This is a genomic window from Treponema paraluiscuniculi Cuniculi A (assembly GCF_000217655.1).
GTDB classification, from domain to species: domain Bacteria; phylum Spirochaetota; class Spirochaetia; order Treponematales; family Treponemataceae; genus Treponema; species Treponema pallidum.
This window is the reverse complement of the sequence record NC_015714.1, coordinates 1,087,875-1,112,381: the sequence shown is the minus strand read 5'-3', so window position 1 is coordinate 1,112,381 and position 24,507 is coordinate 1,087,875. Positions and strand designations below refer to the sequence as shown.

Sequence of the window (24,507 nt, the reverse complement as noted above, 5' to 3'; positions counted from 1 at the left end):
ATCCAGAGCCTCCAGGAGGATGTGCTTAAACTTACGGATGAGGTGGGTGCTGTTCTGCAGACTCGCTTGAGTTACCTTGGCGCGCTTTCCTGCCCGATAGAGGAGTTGGTGGGTACTCGTCCCACTGATGAGCAGTACGGGGCGGTGTGCTTTGCATGTAGGTGTTATGAGGCTGAGTGCGTCGCAGTGCGGTTGCTCGCTCGGAGTGAGACGAGTGCTCAGCAGCTGGGTTTTAAGCTTTTGAAAAGAGGCTTTGAGAAGAGGGTCGTTGAGAGCGTGTTCCCGGTTCTTAAAAGATATTCTTGGCTTGATGATACGCGATTCGCGCGGGCGTGGTTGCGAAACCGCGTCGATTCCCGTCCTGCGTCCCGTGCTCAGCTATTAGGTGAGTTAAAAAGGCGAGGGGTTTCTCATGCAGATGCAGAAGGCGCGTTAGATCTCTTGTTTCAAGAGCAAGATGAAGAAACGCTCTGCTTGAGGTTGCTGGAGAAGCTGCGAAGGCGGGGATATGGGCCGCATACGTTGCAGCGTGCATTGCAGCGGAGGCAATTTTCTCCTTCGCTCGTCCGTCGCTGTCTTGCGGTAGAAACGGAGGGTGCGTGCGGCCCGCCGTGCAGTGCTTTTTCTTCCTGACGTAAGAGAAATGGAGTGGCTAAAAAGACGGAACGTGCCTTTTCCTGCGTGGGGTGTGGTTACGTTCATCCTAAGTGGCTTGGGCGTTGCCCTGAGTGCGGGGAGTGGAATTCCTTCGAAGAGACACCCTCGTTGTCCTCCGGCGATGTTCGTGCTGTAAAAAAGGCATCTTCTTCTCCTGTACAGGCGTTCCCGCTGTGTGCTGTGCGCGCGCAGGATGCGCAGCGTATTAGTTGTGGTATCGCAGAGTTCGATCGCGTCCTCGGCGGAGGAGCCGTAAGACGCTCCGCGATCATGATTGGCGGGGAACCGGGCATTGGTAAATCTACATTACTGTTACAAATCGCTGCAGCCTGCGGGAAATCGGTTCTCTATGTTTCGGGTGAAGAATCTCCGGGGCAAATTCGTGGGCGTGCGGATCGGCTGAATATTCCAATTCAGAACATCGAGTTGCTTTGTGCGACGCGGGTCGAGGATGTCGAGCGTGTTTTAAATACACGATGCCCTACCTTCGTTATTGTTGATTCGATTCAGACAGTTTTTTCCCCCGAAGCAGGTGCCATTCCTATGACTATCAATCAGCTGAAATATTGCGCAAATGAGTTGATAGCGTGGGTAAAGGAACGGGACTCTGTTCTCTTTTTTACTGCGCATGTAACGAAAGATGGGAATATTGCCGGGCCAAAAGTAGTGGAACATATGGTGGACACTGTGATTTCTTTTGAACGGAATGAAGAGGATATTCGTTTTTTACGTGCATTGAAAAATCGATTTGGTTCTGTTGATGAGCTGGGTATTTTTACCATGGGTGAAAATGGACTTTCCGCTGTGCAGGACACTGCAGGATTTTTTATTAGTACCAGGCAGGGAATGTTTCCTGTTGGGTCTGCAACTGTGCCCGTGTGTGAGGGGAGCCGTGTTTTTATGGTAGAAATACAGGCATTGACCGTTCCTGCAAAAAGTAGTGTTACGCGCGTTTTTTCTGATCGTATCGACTCGGCCCGCGTCAGTCGTGTTGCAGCGGTAATTGAGAAACGTGTGGGTTTGAAATTCTCAGATCAGGATATCTACGTGAATGTGGCAGGGGGTATCCGGTTATATGAGCCTGCGGTGGATGTGGCGTTGGCAATGGCCTTGTATTCAGCGCGGCAAAACACCCCAGTGAAAACAAATGCCGCGTTTATCGGTGAGGTAGGTTTATCAGGAGAAATTCGACCTGTGCGTCGGCTAAAGACGCGGCTAAAGACGGCGTATGGTCTGGGATTTTCAACGATATATGTACCTATAGGGGTTGAACACGACACACCGCCTCCTTATACCCTACGGGTAGTGGGTACGCTCGCACAGACAATTGCGGAGATATTTAGCAAGGCGAAGGCGTAGTAGCCCTTTGGTGCGTCTTTCTTCTCCTGGCGTGAGCCGGGCCGGGCGTATGCTGAAAGAGAGACCGCCGCTCTTCCGTGGAGTTTTTCCAGCTGTTACAGCTGAGAGAGTGCTTGGTGGACGAGCGTCGCCACTCGCGCAGGGTGTGCGCGCCCGCGGGAACGCTTCATTACTTGCCCCATGAGCCAGGCAGCCACGTTTGTCTTACCGTGTTGCCAATCACGCAGTGCCTTTGGATGTTCTTGAAACACCGTCTGCACTAAGGTTGCGATTTCTTCCTCATCTGAAAGTTGTGCTAGACCCTGTGCGGAGATAATGTCCTGCGCTCGCGCACCGGTGGCAAGCATTTGTGCAAATATATCCTTTGCTTGTTTTCCGGTAATGCGCTGATCTTCAACTGCATCCATTAGTTCGGCAATTGCTTCAGGACTCAGATTGAGCTCTGCAATGCAGATATTCTTCTCGTTTACTACCGCAAGAACCTCCGACAGAATCCAGTTTGCCACTCGTCGCGCATTCTTAGACGCATGCGCTGCCTTCTCAAACCAGTCTGCGAGCATGCGGCTGCCGGTAAGCGTTTGGGCTGCAAACGCCGACAAGCCAAGGTCAAGTTTGAAACGTGCACGCCGCGCTGCCGGAAGTTCCCCGACTGTGTAAGAGAGATGCTGGACATATGCAGGGGTCAAGTGCAGGTCAGGTAAGTCTGGATCGCGCATGAAACGATAATCGCGCAGTGAGTGCTTTGTACGCTGTAAAAGCGTAACCCCTCCGACCGGATCCCAGCCCATCGTGCGTTTTCTCTGCATCTCTTCTTTGCTCGCAGGACCCTTTTGCCAAAACTCCTGCAATTGACGCTGTACCTCATACGTACACGCGTCCCGCACCATACGATACGAGTTCATATTTTTGATTTCAGAAATGGGAGTGTGGTGTTCTTGCCCTTTGTACAGAATCCTCACATTAACATTCGCGTCGCATCGCAGTGCGCCTTCTTCTAAATTACCATCCGTTACCTCGATAAAGGTGAGAATCTCGCGGATCGTCTGCATAAAACATGCGGCCTCCTCTGCAGAGCGCAGATCCGGCCTAGATACAATTTCAATGAGCGGCACCCCACAACGATTGAAATCAATATAGCTGTAAGCGTCTGCAGCATGCAGGCTTTTGCCTGCGTCCTCCTCCAAATGTATCCGTTCAATACGGACACGCCGCTGCATGGGCATGTCAACTCCCTGTACATCCACTGCACCATCCGTACACAAGGGAGCGTCGTACTGGGTAATTTGATAACCCTTTGGGAGATCTGGATAAAAATAGTGCTTGCGATCAAAGGCGGACCAAAGCTGGATAGTGCACCCCAACGCAAGTCCGGCGCGCACCCCAAGCCGCACGTACTCTTCACTCACAACGGGCAACGCTCCTGGCAACCCAAGACACACAGGACACACACGGCTATTCGGCATTCCTCCTGAGCGATTTGCACAGGCACAGAAAGCTTTGGTCTTTGTTAGAAGCTGACAATGAATTTCACAGCCAACAATTACCTCGTAGAAAAAGGGTGCGGCATGTGCGTCATCTGTGGCGCCTGCAATGGAGGGAACTGTGCCTGTTTGGAGGTCAGACATGAGGTGCCTCCTCCCAACGTTTTGCTAGCCGGAGAACGGCACACTCCTGCCACTGAGAACCGATAATCTGTATTCCGATGGGTAGGCCAGTGCCTGATGTTCCCACTGGTACTGATAGCGCCGGTAGGCGGGCAAGGTTAACGAAGGTGGTGAATAAATCCGAGCAATACATGGCCAGCGGGTCATGTATGCGTTCTCCAAGCGGGAAGGCACCGGTAGCGGCAGTAGGACAAACAATAAAGTGGTAGGAACAGAGGAGCTGCGTACATTCTTGTTCTATACGCGAACGTACGCGCACACTCGTTCGGTAATAATCACCGGAGAAATGGCGTGAAAGAACATAATTCCCCACAATGATCCTTCGCTGTACTTCGGGTCCAAAGCCTGAGGTACGGACGGCGCGGTAGTAATTTTCCAAAAGAGCATCAGTGTCTCCCCTCTGCCCGTAGCGAATACCGTCAAAACGCGCAAGATTGCTGGCGGCTTCAGCTGTCGCGACAAGATAATATACAGGCACTGCCGCCTGTAGTGCAGGAAGCGTCACTTCTTCTACCTGTACGTTTTGGGCACGCAGCCAGGTGAGGAAGCGTTGAAATTGCGCAGACACGTCAGGATGCACGCCAGGAGCATCTACTAATTCGCGGGGAACAGCAGCACGCAGGGTAGAGCACTCGTGGGCAGAAAAAGGGGCAAGATGGTGAGACACAGCGTGTCGCCCCGTCGCAGGAGGGGGGCAAGTGCTCGTGCTGTCGTACAGGTCTTTCCCTGAGGTGACGGAGAGGGCGAGGGCAATATCGTCAATGCAGGTAGCAAAAAAGCCGATTTGGTCCAGAGAGGAGCCAAAGGCAACCACCCCATATCGACTCAAGAGACCATAGGTCGGCTTCAGGCCATAGAGGCCGCAGTAAGCAGCTGGCAGGCGTACCGAGCCTCCCGTTTCGGTACCGAGTGCAAACGGTGCCTGACCGCCTGCGACGGCGGCAGCCGAACCGCCGGAACTTCCCCCGCTGGTGCGGCTCCGATCCCGAGGATTACGCGTCGGCCCATAAACAGAATACTCGGTGGAAGAGCCCATGGCAAACTCATCCATGTTCGTTCTCCCGAGCGGGATAGCACCTGCGGCGCGCAGGCGCGCAACAACGGTGGCATCGTACGGAGCCCTATAGTCTGCAAGGAGTTTACTGCCACACGTGCAGTGCTTTCCTTTCACTGAAATATTGTCCTTGACAGCAAAGGGTAAACCTAACAAAGGCTTACCTGAGACACTCCTCCCGTTTGCTCCAGCTGTTTTAGTACTCTGGGCACACGAGGCACGGAGATTGTCTGCCGTACGCGCGTGCTCCTCCACATCAGAGAAAAACTCGACCAAAGCCCCAAGCGGGGACGCGCTGCGTGTGTCTTCCTCGTATACGTTGCGAAACGCACGCACAATCTGCAAAGAGCTGATTGCACCGACTTCAAGCTGAGCCTTTAACATACTCCAGCTTGCACAGGTAATAGCATGCGCGTCCATTTATGCGCTACCATCGAGCGCGCGCGGTGCGCGAAAGTAACCGTCAGCAAACTCTGTGGACAACCGCTTGAGATCGTGAACGGAAAGACCAGGTAATGCGACATCCTTGCGTACCCAGTCCGGGCAGCAGTCCACGTCAATTTTATTCCCCTGGGAGCAACGGCCTTGTGCGTTATCCGTGTCAGGATCGTCGCGTGGACCGGGGTCGAACTGTTCTACAACGGAAAAATACTGGATAATGTCCTCTATCTGTGTTGCAAGTCCTACTGCACACTCGCTGCTTTCGAGGTGAGAAAGGGTGAGCAGCTGAGCAAAGATATCAGACGTAATACGCTGTTGTGCCATGATACTCCCATGTGCCTTGTTGACCAATATCGCCGGACTAGAATAGGGAGGTAGGAGAGTCACTGTAGCCGATGCAAACCTGCACGGACGCCCGTGCACTCTCCCCCCTCCCCCTGAGGCTCAGCGGGCGTACTCCACGACGCGCGTTTCTCGAATAAGAGTGACCCGGATACGCCCAGGATACTTCAAGTCGCTCTCTATTTTCTTTGCGATGTCACGTCCAAGTGCCTTCACGTCCCTGTCGGGGATTTTATCGTTGTTCACTAAAACACGCAACTCGCGCCCGGCCTGAATAGCGTAGGCTTTCTCCACACCCGAGAACCCCTCAGCAATCGCCTCGAGGTTTTCTAGACGCTTGACGTAGTGATCCACCATTTCACGCCGAGCACCAGGACGCGCAGCAGAGATAGCATCAGCTACCTGAACGAGCCAAGACTCAACACAACACGGCTCTATGTCGTTGTGGTGAGAACCAACGGCGTTCACCACTCGCGGGTCCTCATTCATTTTGCGAGCCATCTCCATACCAATTTCTGCGTGGTTGCGGTCTGAATCAGTTTCCACTCCCTTGCCAATGTCGTGCAGCAACGCGCCCCTTTTGGCAATGGCCACATCTGCGCCGATTTCCGAGGCGAGTATGGAAGCGAGCAGAGCCACCTCCTTTGAGTGGTAGAGTACATTCTGTCCGTAGCTTGTACGGAAATACAGGCGCCCCAGTGCCCGTACCCCCTCGGGACACATATCGTGAATACCGAGGTCAAACAGCACTTTCTCCCCTTCCTCATAGATTTTTTGAGAAACTTCCTGCGTCACCTTCTGCACAATTTCCTCAATGCGCGCCGGATGGATTCGACCGTCAAGTACAAGACGCTCAAGAGAGATGCGCGCAATCTCTTTGCGTACCGGGTCGAAACAGGAAATGACGACAGCTTCAGGTGTGTCATCTACGACAACGTCAGCACCAGTGAGTGTCTCTAACGCGCGGATATTACGTCCCTCGCGCCCAATGATGCGTCCCTTCATTTCTTCACTGGGTAGATTCACCGTAGAGACGGTCACATCACCGGTGACATCAGCAGTAATACGCTGCATGGTAGTAACGAGGATGTCGCGCGCGCGACGCTCAGCGTTCAAAGCCGCGTCCTCCTCTATCTTGTTGATGAGCGCCTGTGCGTCGTGCTTCGCCTCGTTCTCAAGGTTTTTGATGATGAGATCCCGTGCCTGATTCTGAGTGAGGCCAGAGACACGCTCGAGCTCCTGGCGATAGCGGGCCTCTTCTTGACAGAGGGACTGATCCCGCTGTTTTAGCGATCGTTCTCGAGAATCAAGCTCCCCCGCGCGCGTAGAGAGGGCTTCCTCTTTTTGAAGAAGGCGTCGCTCTGCACGCTGCAGCTCAGCTCTTCGGTCTCTGTCGTCTCGTTCCTGTTGATTTCTTTCGCGAAGGACATATTCTTTTGCCTCAAGGAGAATGCTTTTCTTTTTGGATTCAGCTTCTTTTTGTGCCTCCTGGAGGATACGTTCTGCACGTTGCTCACAGGCGGATAAGTGAAATCTGGCGTAGAGCCAGCGAATGGTCCATCCGAAGGTTAAACCGACAGTAACAAGGACAACACCGATCACAATAGACGTGGTCATGTGTGTGCTCCTTATATTTTTTAAGGGTGCGAAACTGTCTTGCGAGAGGCTAGAGGTGTGTGCGAATTCTGTCAAGGATCTTGTCGCAAGGTTGCTCAGAGAGTCCCCGTTTCTTTTTCCCGTTTAGGGTCAGATGTTGACCGCAGCAGGGAAAAGGCGATAATACCCTCCATGAGCATTCCTATTCGCGCCGATCAGCTACGCTCGCGTTATCTCGCCTTCTTTAGCCAGAAGGCTCATGTGGTTATCTCGGGTAAGTCCCTTGTGCCCGAGCACGATCCTACTGTGCTTTTTACTACTGCTGGCATGCATCCGTTGGTTCCCTATCTTATGGGTGAGCCACATCCGGCTGGTACCCGCTTGGTCAATGCGCAAAAGTGTCTGCGCACCGGTGACATCGATGCGGTGGGCGATAACTCGCATCTGACCTTTTTCGAGATGTTGGGTAACTGGTCGTTGGGCGATTACTTCAAGGAGGAGGCAATCGCGTTCAGCTTTGAATTTCTTACTGGTGCTCCATGGCTCGGCATATCCCCTGACCGGCTTTCGGTGACTGTTTTTGCAGGGGATGAGGCTGTTGCGCGTGATGAGGAATCTGCCGCTATCTGGGAACGACTTGGTATCGCGCGCACCCATATTCATTTTTTACCACGTGCGGATAACTGGTGGGGACCTACGGGGGAAACAGGGCCATGTGGTCCGGATACCGAGATATTCTTTGATACTGGAGTTCCTCCTTGCAGTGTGACCTGTTGTCCGGGATGTTCTTGCGGCAAGTACGTAGAGATTTGGAATGACGTGTTCATGCAGTATCGTAAGGACGCAGACGGCAGGTACCGGCCGCTTGAACGTTATTGTGTGGACACCGGTATGGGTATTGAACGCACCGTCGCGGTTTTGCAGGGCAAGCGGTCAGTGTATGATACGGAGATCTTTACCCCGCTCCTGGAGCGGATAGGTCAGTTATGTGGGAAAAGGTATGGGTGTCAGGGAGCGCACGACGTATCCATGCGGATTGTATGCGATCATATCCGTGCAGCCACTTTTATCCTCGGCGATCCTGTCCCTGTACGCCCATCTAACGTGGGTGCAGGCTACGTACTGCGCAGAATCATTCGCCGTTCAGTCCGCCACGGAAGGAAGCTCGGTATCGATGGGGAGTTCCTGTCCTCCCTCGCGCGCGTGGTGATTGGGCAATACGCTGCGGTATACCCGGAACTGGAAGAGAAAGCTACGTGTATTGCGCAGGAGCTTGCAAACGAGGAACGTAAGTTCCTCGACGCCCTCAGGAAGGGTGAGGCAGAGTACGAGAGGATGATACCCAAGTTTTTACAGGGGACAGAGCGAGAAATACCTGGGTCAGTTGCCTTTCGGCTATACGATACGTATGGATTCCCCCTTGAGCTGACCGAGGAACTTGCGCGTGAATCGGGTTTACAGGTGGACCGTGCAGGGTTTGACACCGCGTTTCAGGCGCACCAGGCGTGTTCTCGGATCGGTGCACAGCGAGTATTTAAGGGTGGGCTGGCTGATCATTCAGCGGAAACGACAGCGTACCACACGGCGACGCATCTGCTGCACCAGGCATTGCGAGTGGTTCTTGGTACGCACGTGCAGCAAAAAGGCTCAAATATTACGGCAGAACGCCTGCGTTTCGACTTTTCTCACCCAAGACCGATGAGTGCGCAGGAGAAGGTGCAGGTGGAACAGTTGGTGAATGAGCAGATCCGGGCAGACTTGCCGGTGTGCTGTGAAGTGATGTCGCTCGAAGATGCGATGAATTCTGGTGCCGTGGCGTTGTTTGGTGAGAAATACGAATCAACTGTAAAAGTGTACTCCATAGGAACTTTTTCTCGGGAAGTGTGTGGCGGTCCACATGTAGCACGTACTGGGCAGCTCGGGCGGTTTTCTATTCAAAAGGAACAGTCGAGTGCGGCGGGGGTGCGGCGTATTCGCGCGATTCTTGAGAAAAGCGGGGAAAAGTCGTAACTTGCCCTGCTGCGTATAGTTTCTTCGGCGTGTGTGCTGGTGACTGAGTCGCGGTTGTTACGGGGAGTTCTCATGGGCAGATACATAGTTCCCGCTCTGTTGTGCGTGGCGGGTATGGGGTTTGCGCACGCGCAGTCGGCGCTGCAGCCTATCGCCGAAGTGAATTTATTCCGGCGTGAGCCGGTGACGCTCGGGCAGATTAAGGCAAGAATTTCTGCGATTGAGAAAGAGATGGGAAAGAAGCTCAGCACTGCTGAGCGTAGACAATTCATGGACAGTCTTATTGACGAAAAGCTTCTTGCTCAAGCGGCAGAAAAGGCGGGTATCCAGGTAACAGATGCTGAAGTGAATCAGTATTTTAATGGAATGCTTTCTCAACAGATTGGACGTGCGGTAACGGAGGCTGAGTTCGCCAATTACGTCAAGGAGAAGCAGAATATCTCGCTCGATCAGTTCATGAAGCAGCAAAACGGCATGACTATGGCAGAATACAAAAAGTTTCTAAAGACGCAGGTGAGCACGCAGCGCTACGTGGCACAAAAGAAGGCAGACGAGTTTCGGAATTTGAAGGGACCTGAGGACTCTCAAATCCGTTCCTACTACGAGCTTAATAAACAGGCCTTTTTCCGCCCTGACACGGTTAAGTTGTTTCTTGTTTCTGTCCCGAAGGGTTCAGGTCCTGCTGCTGCAAAGGCGAAAGCGCAAGAGTTTGTTAAGAAACTTAAAAGTTCCGGTGTCAAAGCCACGGCTGACATTAAGAGTAAGGCAAATGGTGCACAGGCGGGTTACTCTGCCGGGGAAATATACCTGGGGAAAACTGCGGTTACTGCCACGCAGCTTGGTCTGACAATGGAGGCGTTGCTTGAAATTTTTAGCATGGGAGTTGGTGCTGTTTCGGACGTGAATGAAACGGCTAATGACTATCAGTGCTTCATAGTTTTGAAGAAAGAGGAAGCGAAGATCCTAACGCTCAGCGATTTGGTGGAGCCTGACAAGACCGTCTCGCTTTACGAGTTTATCAAGAATCTTCTTACTTCCCAAATCCAACAAAAAGCGCTCGAGGACGCTATCCGGGAAGTGTCAGCGGAGCTGAGGAAGTCTGGTACCTATAAGGTATTCTTGGCTGACGCAGAGCTCGGCAAGGTGCTCGACTGGTGAGTGAAGTATTCCCAAAGATAGGGAGGAGGCGCGCTCGGATTCTGGCTTTTCAGGCTCTCTTTGCTTGGGACGCGGCGGGCATCACGCCGGAGACGTTAACTCAGTTTACTTGGTTGCGGAGAAACCCGCCTCCTTCTACCCAGGATTTGGGGTTTTCCCGACTCCTCTTTCTCGGTACGCTCGAGCACCTGCGGGAAATTGACGGTTGTGTGAGTTCACGGTTGGAACACTGGGATTTTGTGCGTTTGAACAAGGTGGACAAGGCCATCCTGCGCCTAAGTGCGTATTCGCTACTCTTTCAAAAAGACATTCCCCCCGTTGTCGTTATACACGAGGCGGTCAGTATCGCTCGGGATTTCGGTACGGACGACTCCTTCCGCTTTGTAAATGGTGTGCTCGATAACATTGCTAAAAGTGCGTAGTAAGCGCCACCTCCTCTCTTACCTTGGAGTAGTTGGGGTGGGTATTGCTGGGCTATGCATCTATCGCTCCGTTTGGGGGAGTCGGCCCTTTTTGGAGAGACTTGCGCGTGCAGATAGTCTGATTGCTCAGGAGCGCAAAGGCGCAGCCTTGCGCGGTCTTGCGCGTATGGTGGGACACGCGCGAGAGTCGTCGCAGTATCTGAGTATTGCCAAGCGTCAGATGGAACTCTCAGCCTCCGCTGCGGCACTGCGTACACTCCAGCGTGGCATACGAAGAAGTGCAGATGATGGCAGGCTTGCTGCATTGGTGATACATCTTCTCCTGCGGGAGGCTCGTTTCGAGGAAGCAATCTCCTATGTCCCCCGGGTGGTGCACAAGGGATATGAGAGTATTGGCGCAGAGGCACTGATAAAGGCTGCTCTCACAGGTTCGCGCACAGGAGGTGACTCTCCATCTCGGGGCTCTTTTCACAGTGAGAGAGCCGAGCACGTGCCAGAGGAGCCTGTTAAGTTTTCTCAGGTTCAGGGGGGTAGAGATCAAGCGTACGTGACGGCGTTCCCTCTTGACCGGGGAGAAGAGCAGTTTCGTGTAGAACCGTCGCCGCCAATACGGCATACAACTGGCATCGCACTTGCCCGCATTGCTCCTGCGCTTTGGCTTGCAGCCTTTGGTGTCACTGGTATGCATGCCTTTCTCCAGAATGCCGCGTGTGCGTACGCCCGCGTGGGGGAGTTGCATGCTGCGTTCCGTCTGTACTCCCGTATACTGGGTACTGAGGCACCGGAGAATACGGCATTCTGGGCCACAGTCGCCTATGACGCAGGACAGTTTTCTTTGGTCTTTGAGTTGCTCCCCATAAGTCTTGCACGTGCAGATTTGTTCGGTACGTACTCTGCCGCCTCGACGCACGCCCGTACTCACTTGCTGTTAGCGGCAGATGCCGCTTTCGATGGAGGGGATAGAGCGCGTGCACGTGCTTTTTGGTACGCGTACGTTGACCGTTTTCCTGGAACATCCATACATGCACTCTACAATCTAGCACTCACTGCTCCTCATGCACAGGAGCGTGTTCGGATGCTCGCGCAGTGTGTTGAGGGGGATAAAACGTACTATCCTGCCGTTGCGTGCTATGCGCGAGAGAGCATTGCCTTTCGTGCAGCACACAGACAGCGCGATTCTGTTACGGAATTGCTCTCTGAAAGGGGGGTGTATTCTGTGCAGATGGAACAGGAGCACTTTTTGTCTCCCCATTTTCCTGTGGAGGCTCGGTCATTGCTGGCGGAATTAGCACAAGAGGCGATGCATGGGCGGGCAGATGTGCGTTTTGCATTGGAATACTTTCGTTTTTGTTATCCTGCACAAAAGAGACTACAGGGCAGTCGGGGCGCGCTGTGGCAGTTGCTTGAAGTCTTCCCTGTGGACACACAGGTGCGTCGGTATGCACGTTGGTTCTTTTTTCGAATTGGGGAATATGAGTCAGCGTTTGGTCTCAGTGATGCAGGAGGTGGTCCTGAGGATGCTTTCTATCGGGCACTTGCTGCAGCTTCTCGTACGGGGAGGGTGGAGAGTATCCTCGGGGGCTTGGTGGAAGCGACACGCGCTGTGGAAGCGCGCAGCGCAGCGTTCGCAAACATAGCGATAGTGCTTGAGCGGATGGGCAAGAAAACCGCGGCTGCAGAACACTTTGTGCTTGCGGCAGACGAAGCAACGCGCGAATCAGTACGACAACTTCGAAAGGAGGCGGGAGAGGGGGAGGCCGAAGAACATCCTCGAGCGCGCCCGGCGGCGGGAAAAGCACAGCGCTGGAGAGAATGGTACCAGCGTGCAGGACAACTTTTGCAGCAACAGGGAAAGACGGCGGCCGCGCGTGCACTGCTCCAGCGCGCGCAAGCCCGTTAAAGAGATGAAACTACTCGATGACAGCTAGGATATCAGTACCCTTAAGCAGCAGGTGCTCCTCTCCATCAATCTTTACTGGGTTTCCGGCATATTTATCGTGCATGACACGCTGACCCACCGAAACTTTTATCTTTTCCGAGTCAGAACCAACAGCAATGACGGTACCGCTTTGCATCTTCTCCTGCGCAGTGTCCGGGATGATGATTCCAGAAGCAGTCCTAGTTTCCGATTTATCAGTTTTTACCAGGACACGGTCCGCGAGCGGTATAATTTTCATGCGCTCCTCCTCATAACGAGTCATATCTTCACGTTTGCGCCGTATGCCTACACGCACCGCGCGGGGCGCATTCTATATATTTCCTTTTGAAGAATCAAGAGAACTGTAGCGCGCCGTGGGAAAGGGAGGTATGCACAGAGGGTCCAGTGGCGTGATAGGGACACCGAACAGATCCCCTCTGGTTTATCGTAAATGGCATGATATTTGCTGAGTATATGGTACGTACCTTTCGAACAAAAGGAGTACTCTGTGAGACAAATGCAGTTCCGCCACGATGAGAATACTCTCACGGCATATTTGAATGACCTGAAACGGATACCGCTCATGAACGAAAAGGAAGAATATGCATGTGCATGTGCTGCCTATGCCGGGGATGCGCAAGCTAAAAACGCGCTCGTGCGTGCAAACGTACGCTTTGTTATCAGTGTTGCCAGGCATTACCGCACGTGTGGCTTACCCCTTGCCGATCTTATCAGTGAAGGCAATATTGGTCTTTTGACGGCTGCCGAGCGGTTCAATCCAGCAAGGGGGTGTCGCTTTATTTCTTACGCTGCCTGTTGGATTCGCCAGTCTATCCTCAAGGCACTGAACGAAAAAGCACGCATCATCCGGTTGCCCGTGAATCGTATTCGTGCTGCAAAGAGCACGTATGAGTACATACCTCCTGTTACCTCGGTGAATGTTGGTATATCGAAAACACAGGGAGGAAACAGATATGGCAAAAGGCGTGCAACGATGTGCCGAGCTGTGCCAACGGTGGAAGAAGTTCACATCTGGCACACGCCGCTATCTTTAGATGCTCCGCTTGGAACCTCGGGAAGTCGTGGTGAGTCTGGGGATGTTGATGGACTGCGTATAGGTGACTGCGTGCCGGACGATCTTTACGCGCAGCCTGGGGAGCATATGCTTGCATGTGCATTGCAAGCGGATATTGCAAAGATTTTACGACTTTTGCCTGCGCGTGATGCGCAGGTCATCCGCTATCGATTTGGACTTGGCGGGTATGAACGGCGTTCTCTGCAAGAGATTGGAGAAATTTTTCAGATAACAAAGGAGCGCGTTCGCCAAATAGAAAAAAAGGCTTTGTTGCGTATCCGTAGCTGTGCCCGTCAACACAGACTGGATTCCTACATAGCGTAGACATCAGAAGCGTATGAAATAGGAGCAGGACGCGTTGGGCATACAACTTATAGTGTTTTTAGGAAATCCTGGTGCAGAGTACGAAGAAACGCGGCACAATGCTGCATGGTTGCTTCTAACGTACCTCTTCCCATCCATCGTGCTTCCTTGGCGATGCGGATGTCGGGGGTCGATTGCGCGTATTGAAGGGTTTGAAGGGTCAAGCGAAGAAGTTTGGCTTTTGAAACCGCTGACTTATATGAACCGTTCTGGGAAAAGCGTAGGGGCAGCATGTGCCTTTTTGCAGACGGATGCGAAGCAGCTCTTAGTAGTGCACGATGAATTAGAATTACCGTTCGGTGTGGTGAGTTTAAAACAAGGCGGAGGGCTTGGAGGACACAATGGGTTGCGCTCTATCAAGGAAGTGCTTGGTACCGCAGATTTTTGGCGGTTGCGCATAGGCATCGGGCGTCCACCCAGTGAGAGTGCGAATATAGCGCAGTACGTCCTCTCTGCCTTTTACCCGGCAGAGATGGCTGCATTCCCAAAGCTGGGGCGTGCCACGCGAGATCTTCTGTGTCAGCTTGTAGTAACAGATCAGGAAGCGACAGTCACCTTACTCAGTACGTGGAGAAAAAAACGGTTGCTGTCTTTATGCGAATAAGGACAGGGTGACTCACCATACGGTGAAGGAAGGGTAAAAAGAGAAAGTGTGGGGAGGACTTGCATAAAGAAAGAATGGTGGGTACGCTGGCGTGCCACGTGTATTCGCTAGGACGAGGAAATCATATGGCATTTGAAACAACTTTCGTCATGCTTAAGCCGGGTGTTCTTCAACGTAGACTGGTAGGGGAGATTTTGAGTCGCTTCGAGCGCAAAGGGCTCGTGCTGACTGCGCTCAGGCTGTTGTGCGTCGATACAGCTACTGCGGAGTTGCATTACGCGGAGCATCGCGAGAAGCTTTTTTATCCTTCGCTTATCGCTTATATTACGAGCGCACCGGTGGTTGCACTCGCATTCAAGGGGGAGAATGCTATCAGTCTTGTGCGCACGCTTTGTGGCTCTACGCGTGTGGAGCACGCTCAACCGGGAACGATTCGTGGTGATTTTGCGCTACGCACCACTACTAATATTGTCCATGCTTCTGATTCTCCCGAGAGCGCTGCACGAGAACTGGCGCTCTACTTTTCTGCGCAAGATTTTGTTGAATGGCGTGACGGGAATTACGATTTTTTCTAAAAAGTTTAGGGTCTGCGGTGCGTGTTCTTTTTCGATACGGTGATCATGTCTCCTCTTGCTGAAGAAAGGTGAGGATCAGGGGAGGGGTTAGGAATCATGGCTTCGATTGCAATACTCGGTGGAGGGGCATGGGGCACGGCGCTTGCTGCGTCTCTCACCGTGAACGGTCACACCGTAATGCTGTGGGCCCGTCGTGGGCAGACGTGCGATGCTATCAATGCACGAAACGAAAATGTTCAGTATCTGCCGGGCATTACGTTGCCCGCAGCCTTGTGTGCCTCTCCCGATATGGCATATGTCTGTGCCGGCGCGGATCTTATTGTATTAGCGGTTCCTTCGTGCTATTTGGCTGAAGTAGCTGCGCTTATGAATACCACTCCTCGTTTTCAGAGGTTGCGTACTGCTGCCGTAGGACAGGAATATCCCCTTATTGGTATTTTGACAAAAGGATTTATTCCGGATCAGGAAGGGATGCCTCATCTAATTACCGATGCGCTGGGTGCGTTGTTGCCGTCTGGGGCGCACGGGCAGCTCGTGTATATTTCGGGTCCAAGCCATGCACAGGAGGTAGCGCAGGGAAAGGTGACCGGACTTATTGCAGCGAGCCAAAATCCTATGGCGGCCATTCGGGTGCGGGAATTGCTGCGCTCGAAGAGGGTGCAGGTGTATTCCAGTCTTGATGTTGTTGGGGTGCAAGTGTGTGCAGCGGTAAAAAACGTGATTGCCATTGCATTTGGTCTTTTGGATGCGATGGCTGAGCATTCTGAAGCTTTTGGGGACAATACAGAGTCGATGCTGCTCGCAGCGGGCTTGAATGAAATTCAAACCATTGGAAAACAGTTGGGTTCTACACATCCTGAAACATTCACATCGCTTGCAGGAATAGGAGATTTGGATGTGACGTGTCGCAGCGCGTATGGACGCAACCGACGTTTCGGACGCGACATAGTGCATAAGGGGATCCTTGATTCCTTTTCTGGAATACAGGATCTCGTGAGTCGTTTGCCCGAAGTAGGGTATCTGGCGGAAGGGGTAGTTGCCTGTATGCATGTGCAGCGCCTTGCTGAGCGGGATCGGTTGAAGGTTCCAATTTGCGCGGGACTGTACGCTATTTTAAATCGGGAAAAGGGTGCTGACACCTTTATGCAAGAGATTCTTGGTTGGTAGCACGGGGGTGTTTTCTTCCGCGCGTCTCTGTGGGGGAAGCGTAAAGAACGAGTCTAGGAGTGGAAGCGAGAACTCTTACCCAAATGTTATTTTTGGCCCATAATCCGCGTTCGGACGGAGAGATATATGCATATCATCAAGCGAAATGGCGAACCGCAACCTTACATGCGCGAGAAAATAATTGTTGCTATCAGTGCTGCTTTTAGAAGTGTCCAGAATCCTCTTGCTCCTGAAGTTCCTGCTATCATCGCAGATCTTGCCGCGGAGGTTGAGCGACAGCTTTTTGAGATGAACCGTGCGGGCGTTCCTGTTCACGTGGAAAAGATTCAGGACTTTGTCGAAAAGACTCTTACCAAATACAATCACAGCGATGAAGTGAAGAGTTTTATCCTGTACCGTGATGATCGCACAAAAAAGCGTATTGCAAGAGAACAGATTGCGTGCTGTTTTACTGACTCTTCAGTGCTCGGTGTACTGAAAGAAATCCAACAAGACTTCCCGTTTCCTGAGTACAGTCTCGATGCACTCGCCAGTAAGTTCCTGCTCTTTAAAAAAGAAGTTACGGACGAGCGTCGGAGTATGCAACTGCTTATTAAGGCAGCGGTGGAACTGACTGCCCAAGAGGCTCCCCAGTGGGAGCTTATTGCTGCGCGCTTGCTTATGCTCGACTTTTCACTCGCGCTAGGAACATCTTTGGAAAAGTTAAATATTCACTCTTTCTACGAGAAAATAACTTATCTTGAAGAGGCCGGTCTATATGGGGTGTACATCCGCACGCACTATAGTCGGGCAGAAATTGAGGAAGCTGCCACGTATCTTGAGTGTAGTCGCGATAAATTGTTTACGTACAGCAGTCTGGATATGATTCTGCGTCGCTATGTGATCAGAACGCGTGCGCATGTACCTCTTGAAACTCCTCAGGAGATGTTTCTCGGTATTGCACTGCATCTAGCGATGAATGAAACCCAAGATCGTATGCAATGGGTAAAACGCTTTTATACAGTCCTCAGCAAGTTGCAGGTTACGGTCGCAACACCTACGCTTTCAAACGCGCGCAAACCTTTTCATCAACTTTCCTCGTGTTTCGTTGATACGGTGCCAGATTCGCTCGACGGTATCTACCGCAGCATCGACAATTTTTCCCAGGTATCTAAGTTTGGGGGAGGGATGGGGCTGTACTTTGGAAAAGTGCGTGCGGTAGGCGCTCCCATTCGGGGGTTCCAGGGTGCTGCAGGTGGTATTCTCCGTTGGATTAAGCTCGCCAATGATACTGCAGTTGCAGTAGATCAACTAGGAGTACGCCAAGGCTCGGTGGCAGTGTATTTGGATGTATGGCACAAGGATATTCCGGAATTTTTGCAATTACGGACTAATAATGGGGATGACCGCATGAAAGCACATGACGTATTTCCTGCGGTCTGTTATCCAGATTTGTTCTGGAAGACAGTACGCGATAATTTGGGGGCGTCGTGGTATTTAATGTGTCCGCATGAGATTCTTACGGTGAAAGGCTATGCTTTGGAGGATTTTTATGCGGAGGAATGGGAGAAGCGCTACTGGGATTGTGTAAAGGATGCGCGTATCTCTAAGAGGACCATTCCGATTAAGGAGTTGGTGCGCTTGGTGCTAAAATCTGTGGTGGAAACCGGTACTCCCTTTGCGTTTTACCGAGATCATGCAAACCGTGCAAATCCCAATGGGCATCGGGGAATTATTTACTGTTCTAATTTGTGTACTGAAATTGCGCAGAACATGAGCGCTATTAATTTAGTAAGCGTAAAAATCACCGAGGTTGATGGACAAAAGGTAGTGGTGCAGACAACGCGGCCGGGGGATTTTGTTGTATGTAATCTCGCGTCGTTGGTGCTGAGCAATATTGACCTTTCAGATGATAAGGAGTTGCGCGAGGTAGTGCGTGTGGCGGTACGTGCATTAGACAACGTGATCGATTTGACATATTATCCGGTTCCCTATGCACAGGTAACCAATGCGTATTATCGTGCTATTGGTTTAGGTGTTTCAGGCTATCATCACGTGCTTGCCCAGCAAGGAATCGATTGGGAAAGTGATGAACATCTTGCATTTGCGGACAGAATATTTGAGCGCATTAACCGTGCCGCAATTGAAGCGAGTATGACAATCGCGCGCGAGAAGGGTGCGTATGGGTGTTTCACTGGGAGCGATTGGTGTACCGGTGCGTATTTTCGCAAACGCGGCTATGTCTCTGAAGACTGGCAACGTTTGCAGCGTGAGGTAGCAACACATGGGATGCGCAACGGTTACTTACTTGCAGTCGCGCCAACTAGTTCTACGTCTATCATTGCAGGGACCACTGCGGGTGTAGATCCTATTATGAAGCAGTATTTCCTCGAGGAAAAGAAAGGCATGCTAATGCCACGCGTAGCTCCTTCTCTTTCGCAGAAGACCTGTCCACTGTATAAAAGTGCACACGCAGTGGAGCAGCGTTGGAGTATCCGTGCTGCGGGTCTGCGGCAACGACATATTGACCAGGCACAGTCAGTGAATCTGTACATTACAACGGACTTTACACTGAAGCAGGTTCTAGATTTGTACGTGTATGCGTGGGAAGTAGGAATGAAATCACTATACTACGTACGAAGCCAGTCGCTCGAAATAGATTCGTGTGGGTATTGTGCCTCGTAGGAGCGTGCTTGCATAACACTGTCCACTGTGTAGGCTTTCTTTGTGACGTTGCGTACGCTTCAAGCCGGTGTAGCGGTCAGTATCGCTCTGGATCGTGTGTGCTTTTTCTGTTATAACGGGGCGGTGGCACACTGTGTAGTAGAAGCTGCCGAAGATATTTTGGACCGGCGTTTTTCTGTATTGGATAAGGGTTTCGTGCGTTTGATAGATTACCTGGGAGGGGATGCACGCATTGTGCAGGCAGCGCGTGTTTCTTACGGTGCGGGGACTAGGACTGCGCGTGACGATGCGGCGCTTATCGATTTTCTTTTACGCAATAAGCATACGTCTCCTTTTGAGCAGGTGGTCCTTACCTTCCATGTACGTGCACCGATTTTTGTCGCGCGTCAGTGGATGCGGCATCGCACTGCTCGCATCAGTGAGGTGTCTGGTCGTTATTCGCTTCTTAGTCATGACTGTTATGTTCCGCAGGAAACTTCAGTTGCAGTTCAGTCCACGCGTAACAAGCAGGGCCGCGCGTCCGAAGGTATTTCTCCTGAACAGCAGCAGGAAGTGCGGGCAGCGTTTGAAGCTCAGCAGAAAGCGGCGTGTGCCGCTTACGACGCATTGATTCAAAAGAACATCGCGCGGGAGCTAGCGCGTATTAACGTGCCGCTTTCGCTTTACACCGAGTGGTATTGGCAGATTGATTTACACAATCTTTTTCATTTTTTGCGTTTACGTGCGAGCGCTCATGCGCAAGCAGAGATTCGTGCGTATGCAGAGGTAATCATTGAAATTACCCGTGCAGTTGCGCCGTGCGCTACCGCCTCTTTTGAAAATCATGAAAAAGATGGGGTGCAGTTTTCAGGGCGGGAGTTTGCTGCGCTTAAGGCCTTACTGGCTGGAGAGGGTCTCTCCCTTGAGGGGAAGGAACGTGCGCGCTTTGAAGAAAAATTACGCTCTGGCCTGCAGCAGTAGAAGTCTATAGTGCGCTCGTCTGTGTGAGCAGCAAGAGTATTGCCTTTCTGTGTCTTAAAAAGGTGAATGTGGTCATAGATATGCTGATGAAAAGGAGAGCGGTCAGTTATGGGGATTGAGTACTCAGCGAGTAGCATTACTGTATTGGAAGGTCTTGAAGCGGTACGCAAGCGTCCGGGGATGTATATCGGCTCTACCGGTCCTAATGGATTGCACCATCTGGTGTACGAGGTGGTGGATAACTGTATCGATGAAGCCATGGCTGGGTACTGTGATCGTATCACCGTGGTGCTTGAACAAGGAAACGTCGTGCGTGTTGAAGACAACGGGAGAGGTATTCCTGTTGACGTGCATCCTCATGAGGGGGTTAGTGCGCTTGAGGTTGTACTTACTAAGTTACATGCGGGGGGGAAGTTTGACAAGAAATCGTATAAGGTGTCGGGTGGACTCCACGGAGTTGGAGTTTCTGTGGTCAACGCGCTGTCGTTGTGGGTAGAAGTGACAGTGTATCGTGATGGTGCTGAGTATTATCAGAAGTTTAATGTGGGGATGCCGCTTGCTCCAGTAGAGAAGCGGGGAGTGTCGGAAAAACGTGGCACTATTATCCGCTGGCAGGCGGACCCATCCATTTTCAAAGAAACGGTGGCCTATGATTTTGATGTACTCCTGACGCGTTTGCGTGAACTTGCTTTTTTGAATAACACGGTAGTTATTCAGTTGCGTGATGAGCGGTTGGCGACCGCTAAACAGGTTGAATTTGCGTTCGAAGGAGGTATTCGTCATTTTGTCAGTTATTTAAACCGCGGTAAATCAGTTGTGCCCGAACGTCCTCTGTACATTGAGGGATCGAAGTCGGATGTTTTAGTGGAAGTTGCGTTGCAATATCACGACGGTTATACGGAAAACGTGCAGTCATTTGTCAATGACATTAATACTCGTGAGGGGGGCACGCATCTTGAAGGATTTAAGTCGGCACTTACGCGTGTGGCGAACGATTTTTTGAAAAAAAGTCCAAAGCTTGCAAAGAAGATAGAAAGGGAAGAAAAGCTCGTTGGGGAAGATGTGCGTGCTGGATTGACAGTGGTGCTTTCTGTGAAAATTCCTGAACCCCAGTTTGAAGGGCAGACAAAGACGAAGTTGGGAAACAGTGAGGTGCGGGGTATTGTTGATTCTTTGGTGGGGGAGCGTCTGACGCTCTATTTTGAGCAAAATCCAGGTGTGCTTACAAAGATTCTTGAAAAGAGCATTGCAGAGGCACAGGCGCGTCTTGCAGCACGTCGTGCAAAGGAAGCTGCGCGCAGAAAAAGTGGAATGGATAGTTTTGGGTTGCCGGGAAAGTTGGCCGACTGTTCGCTCAAGGATCCGGCGAAGTGCGAAGTATATATTGTGGAAGGGGATTCTGCAGGAGGTTCGGCGAAAAAAGGACGGGACAGCAAGACACAGGCCATTTTGCCTTTGTGGGGGAAGATGCTGAACGTGGAAAAGACACGTTTGGATAAGGTCTTGCATAACGAAAAATTACAACCAATTATCGCAACGCTCGGTACAGGTGTTGGCAAGGATTTTGATTTAACAAAGATTCGCTATCATAAAGTGATCATCATGGCGGATGCGGACGTGGATGGCTCTCACATCCGTACGCTTCTTTTAACGTTCTTCTTTCGATACCTGCCGCAAATAATTGAAGCTGGTTACGTATATCTTGCGATGCCGCCTTTGTATCGCATTGCGTGGAGTAAAAAGGAACTGTATGTGTATAGCGACACAGAGCGTGACGAAGCGCTAGAAAGTATCGGTAAAAAAAGTGGTGTCGCTGTGCAGCGTTATAAAGGTCTGGGGGAAATGGATGGCACTCAGCTTTGGGAGACAACTATGAATCCAGTGCGTCGCAAGATGATGCAGGTGGTGCTCTCAGATGCGGTGGAAGCAGACCGGGTGTTTAGTACTCTCATGGGTGAAGATGTCGAACCGCGCCGTAAGTTTATTGAAGAGAATGCAATATATGCGCGTTTGGACGTATGAATGTTTTGTGCATTTGTATTTCCATGTGAGTGGTGCCGTCTGACAGGGGGAAGGATCAGTGGCGTATCAAGTGACGGCAACACGGTATCGGCCGCAACGTTTTCAGCACGTGTTGGGTCAGAAGTTTGTAGTGGCAACACTGCAAAAGTCTCTTGAGGAGAACAAAGTTTCTCCTGCGTATTTGTTTTCCGGCCCACATGGGTGTGGTAAGACCAGCTGTGCGCGTATCCTTGCAAAGGCATTGAATTGTGTGCAAAGAGAAGCGTCTGAACCGTGTGGAGAGTGTCCGTCTTGTAGAGAGATTGCCACCGGTACTAATTTAAATGTTATCGAAATTGACGGTGCGTCACACACAGGGGTGGGCGACGTACGTCAGATTAAGGAAGAGATTCTCTTTCCACCTCATGGGACGCGTTATAAGGTTTTTATTATTGATGAGGTGCATATGCTTTCAAACAGTGCCTTTAATGCACTGTTGAAGACAATCGAAGAGCCTCCGCCGTATGTGGTATTTATCTTTGCAACAACGGAGGTGCACAGGATTCCTGCAACGGTAAAAAGTCGCTGTCAACAATTTCATTTTCGTTTGGTAGATACTCAGACGCTTGTTTGTGCGTTGGCGCAAGCTGCCCAGCAGATGCAGATTGCAGTTGAAGACGGAGTACTGTCTTGGATCGCGCGTGAGTCAGCCGGTAGCATGCGAGACGCATATACTTTGTTCGATCAAACCGTGGTGTCTTGCGCAGGGCCGGTAACACTTGAGAACATTCAAAAAAAACTCGGGCTAATGACTGACGACTCACTTGCAGCACTGTTTTCACATTGCTGCCGCAAAGATGCTCGCGCCGCCTTGGAATTGGTAGATGCTTTGGTAAGTTCTGGTGTCTCCGTTGAACAGTGCGTAATCGACTGCGTCCGCTATGCGCGTGCACTGTTGCTTTTCACGCAGGGAATTACAAATGAGTCACTGGTAGGAATAGCGGCAAACCAGGTGCCTGAGTACGTGCGTACCACATGGAATGCGTCGCAGATTGAGCGGGCGCTTGGACTGTTACTGCAACTGTTTCGCGACATTCGTTTTTCAGTAGATCCGCGGTATGAATTGGAGCTCGCAATTTCGCGTTTAGCGTGGTTGAGTGAGTATGTCTCAATTCAAGAAGTACGCGTTGCATTGGATAGTGTGCAGCAGATACTGGACACGCATGCAGTTCCCGGGGTGTGTTCTGCGTCTGTAGGTTCGGACGATGGGGAAACAGGTGTCGTCTCCCCACACGGTATACGTCCCCCTATGTCAGCATCAGTATGTACCGTGCGTGCGTTACAAGATGCCTTGGTAGAAAAGTTGCGCGCGTCACACCAGATGTTGGCAACAGCGCTTGGTTCTTCATATTCTTGGCGCGAGGAAGATACTTCTGTGTGCATGTGCGTACGCACGCATTATGAGCGCAGCGTTATTTCTCAGCACGCGTCGCTGCTCAAGGAGTATGCGTCAGAATTACTGGGACGGGAGGTATGCGTTCGCGTACTTCTGGATTCGGCGCCTTCGTCAAAAGTCGCGCCCTCCCATCTTCCTCAGAGTCCTGCCCCATCTGCTCTCTTTACAACTTCTTTGCTTATCTCTGGGCAGGAGTATGATAGGGTGAGTGGAGATCTGCCTGCACAGGTGAAGCTTCTCTGTGATTGTGTGCAAGGGCACGTGGTGCGTGTGTATGAAGGTACTGCACGGTGTGTACCTGGGGAGGGGAAAATAGCAGGGGCTGTGCGTACTCCGTATTGAGTAGCGACAGACGGGTAGGAAGAGTGCGAAAGCTGTCAGTTCAATATGGGGATTTTGCACCAGGGGATGTGTGATGATACCGGCGATTGAAGAAGTAGTGGAGCATTTATCTCGTCTCCCGGGTATTGGAGTAAAGCTGGCGACGCGCCTTGCCTATCACCTTTTGAAACGTGACCCCGCTGAAGCGCAGGTTCTTGCGCGCGGGATTGCATGTTTGCATGAGCGCGTATATCGGTGTGTGTGCTGCGGTGCTTTCTGTGAGGGGAGGACCTGCGCGTTGTGCACGGATGCGTCTCGGGACCGAGGCATCATTTGTGTAGTGGAGCGTGCGCAGGACGTGGAAATGATGGCGGGTGTGGGGGAGTATCGGGGTTTATTCCACGTGTTAGGAGGAGTCATTGCACCGCTTGAGGGGGTCGGTCCTGACCAGCTCCGTATTGCGGCGTTGCTGAAACGGTTGCAAGAGAGTCCAGTACGGGAAGTTATTCTGGCGTTGAATCCCACCGTGGAAGGGGATACCACCGCCTTGTATGTGCAAAAAATCCTTGCAAACTTTCCGGTGGTAGTAACGCGTCTAGCGTCTGGTATCCCCGTAGGGGGGGACTTAGAATATATCGACCGAACGACATTGGCGCACAGCCTGCGTGGGCGCCGGCCACTTGATTGCTCGGAGGCTTAG

Annotated in this window: 20 protein-coding genes; 15 read left to right on the top strand and 5 right to left on the bottom strand. The window is 51.7% G+C overall.

The window, feature by feature from the left end; all coding sequences use genetic code 11:
- Positions 1-108 precede the first annotated feature (108 nt).
- Positions 109-633, top strand: coding sequence for a recombination regulator RecX (gene recX / locus TPCCA_RS05020; protein ID WP_193386067.1), 525 nt, complete (start codon positions 109-111; stop codon positions 631-633).
- Positions 634-648: 15 nt separating this feature from the next.
- Positions 649-2,016, top strand: coding sequence for a DNA repair protein RadA (gene radA / locus TPCCA_RS05015; RefSeq protein ID WP_013945577.1), 1,368 nt, complete (start codon positions 649-651; stop codon positions 2,014-2,016).
- Positions 2,017-2,111: 95 nt separating this feature from the next.
- Here radA and gatB read toward each other — a convergent pair whose 3' ends face one another.
- From gatB to rny, 4 genes are all read right to left on the bottom strand, one after another.
- Positions 2,112-3,641 carry an Asp-tRNA(Asn)/Glu-tRNA(Gln) amidotransferase subunit GatB gene (gene gatB / locus TPCCA_RS05010; RefSeq protein WP_013945576.1) on the bottom strand — a complete coding sequence of 510 codons (1,530 nt, stop codon included), beginning with the start codon at positions 3,639-3,641 and terminating at the stop codon, positions 2,112-2,114.
- Complete coding sequence (gene gatA, locus TPCCA_RS05005) at positions 3,634-5,154, bottom strand: Asp-tRNA(Asn)/Glu-tRNA(Gln) amidotransferase subunit GatA (protein ID WP_013945575.1); 1,521 nt, start codon at positions 5,152-5,154, stop codon at positions 3,634-3,636. Before gatA ends, gatB begins: the two co-directional genes overlap by 8 nt.
- The gene (locus TPCCA_RS05000) at positions 5,155-5,499 is read right to left on the bottom strand and encodes an Asp-tRNA(Asn)/Glu-tRNA(Gln) amidotransferase subunit GatC (RefSeq protein ID WP_014505682.1); all 345 of its coding nucleotides are present in this window, start codon (positions 5,497-5,499) and stop codon (positions 5,155-5,157) included. It abuts the gene before it with no gap.
- 120 nt (positions 5,500-5,619) lie between these two features.
- Positions 5,620-7,134: a ribonuclease Y gene (gene rny / locus TPCCA_RS04995; protein ID WP_013945573.1), complete on the bottom strand. Its 1,515-nt coding sequence runs from the start codon at positions 7,132-7,134 to the stop codon at positions 5,620-5,622.
- A 171-nt stretch (positions 7,135-7,305) separates the two neighbouring features.
- On the opposite strand from rny, the gene TPCCA_RS04990 reads away from it, so the two are divergent.
- From TPCCA_RS04990 to TPCCA_RS04975, 4 genes are all read left to right on the top strand, one after another.
- Positions 7,306-9,123 carry an alanine--tRNA ligase gene (locus tag TPCCA_RS04990; protein ID WP_013945571.1) on the top strand — a complete coding sequence of 606 codons (1,818 nt, stop codon included), beginning with the start codon at positions 7,306-7,308 and terminating at the stop codon, positions 9,121-9,123.
- 72 nt (positions 9,124-9,195) lie between these two features.
- Positions 9,196-10,281: an MOSP complex formation periplasmic protein, TDE1658 family gene (locus tag TPCCA_RS04985; RefSeq protein ID WP_013945570.1), complete on the top strand. Its 1,086-nt coding sequence runs from the start codon at positions 9,196-9,198 to the stop codon at positions 10,279-10,281.
- A complete protein-coding gene (gene nusB, locus TPCCA_RS04980; protein ID WP_010882459.1) occupies positions 10,278-10,703 on the top strand; it encodes a transcription antitermination factor NusB in 426 nt (141 codons plus the stop codon). Before TPCCA_RS04985 ends, nusB begins: the two co-directional genes overlap by 4 nt.
- Positions 10,669-12,603: a hypothetical protein gene (locus tag TPCCA_RS04975; RefSeq protein ID WP_041610014.1), complete on the top strand. Its 1,935-nt coding sequence runs from the start codon at positions 10,669-10,671 to the stop codon at positions 12,601-12,603. The genes nusB and TPCCA_RS04975 overlap by 35 nt, the downstream gene beginning before the upstream one ends.
- A 10-nt stretch (positions 12,604-12,613) precedes the next feature.
- Here the strand turns inward: TPCCA_RS04975 and TPCCA_RS04970 are convergent, their stop codons facing one another.
- Positions 12,614-12,880: a co-chaperone GroES gene (locus TPCCA_RS04970; RefSeq protein WP_013945568.1), complete on the bottom strand. Its 267-nt coding sequence runs from the start codon at positions 12,878-12,880 to the stop codon at positions 12,614-12,616.
- A gap of 204 nt (positions 12,881-13,084) precedes the next feature.
- Here TPCCA_RS04970 and TPCCA_RS04965 point away from each other — a divergent pair, with 204 nt between their 5' ends.
- The 9 genes from TPCCA_RS04965 (at position 13,085) to recR (ending at position 24,507) form a co-directional block, all read left to right on the top strand.
- Entirely contained in the window at positions 13,085-14,020 is a 936-nt protein-coding gene (locus TPCCA_RS04965) for a sigma-70 family RNA polymerase sigma factor (protein ID WP_013945567.1), read from the top strand.
- Between the two features lie 34 nt (positions 14,021-14,054).
- A complete protein-coding gene (gene pth / locus TPCCA_RS04960; RefSeq protein WP_013945566.1) occupies positions 14,055-14,663 on the top strand; it encodes an aminoacyl-tRNA hydrolase in 609 nt (202 codons plus the stop codon).
- A 125-nt stretch (positions 14,664-14,788) separates the two neighbouring features.
- Positions 14,789-15,238, top strand: a complete 450-nt coding sequence (gene ndk / locus TPCCA_RS04955; protein WP_013945565.1) for a nucleoside-diphosphate kinase — start codon at positions 14,789-14,791, stop codon at positions 15,236-15,238.
- Between the two features lie 96 nt (positions 15,239-15,334).
- Entirely contained in the window at positions 15,335-16,405 is a 1,071-nt protein-coding gene (locus tag TPCCA_RS04950; protein ID WP_013945564.1) for an NAD(P)H-dependent glycerol-3-phosphate dehydrogenase, read from the top strand.
- A 126-nt stretch (positions 16,406-16,531) separates the two neighbouring features.
- Positions 16,532-19,069, top strand: a complete 2,538-nt coding sequence (locus TPCCA_RS04945) for a ribonucleoside-diphosphate reductase subunit alpha (RefSeq protein ID WP_013945563.1) — start codon at positions 16,532-16,534, stop codon at positions 19,067-19,069.
- Positions 19,070-19,111: 42 nt separating this feature from the next.
- Positions 19,112-20,029 carry an FAD-dependent thymidylate synthase gene (gene thyX, locus TPCCA_RS04940; protein WP_013945562.1) on the top strand — a complete coding sequence of 306 codons (918 nt, stop codon included), beginning with the start codon at positions 19,112-19,114 and terminating at the stop codon, positions 20,027-20,029.
- Positions 20,030-20,137: 108 nt separating this feature from the next.
- Complete coding sequence (gene gyrB, locus TPCCA_RS04935) at positions 20,138-22,051, top strand: DNA topoisomerase (ATP-hydrolyzing) subunit B (RefSeq protein WP_013945561.1); 1,914 nt, start codon at positions 20,138-20,140, stop codon at positions 22,049-22,051.
- A 58-nt stretch (positions 22,052-22,109) separates the two neighbouring features.
- Positions 22,110-23,828, top strand: coding sequence for a DNA polymerase III subunit gamma/tau (gene dnaX / locus TPCCA_RS04930; protein WP_013945560.1), 1,719 nt, complete (start codon positions 22,110-22,112; stop codon positions 23,826-23,828).
- A 73-nt stretch (positions 23,829-23,901) separates the two neighbouring features.
- Positions 23,902-24,507, top strand: a complete 606-nt coding sequence (gene recR, locus TPCCA_RS04925; RefSeq protein WP_013945559.1) for a recombination mediator RecR — start codon at positions 23,902-23,904, stop codon at positions 24,505-24,507.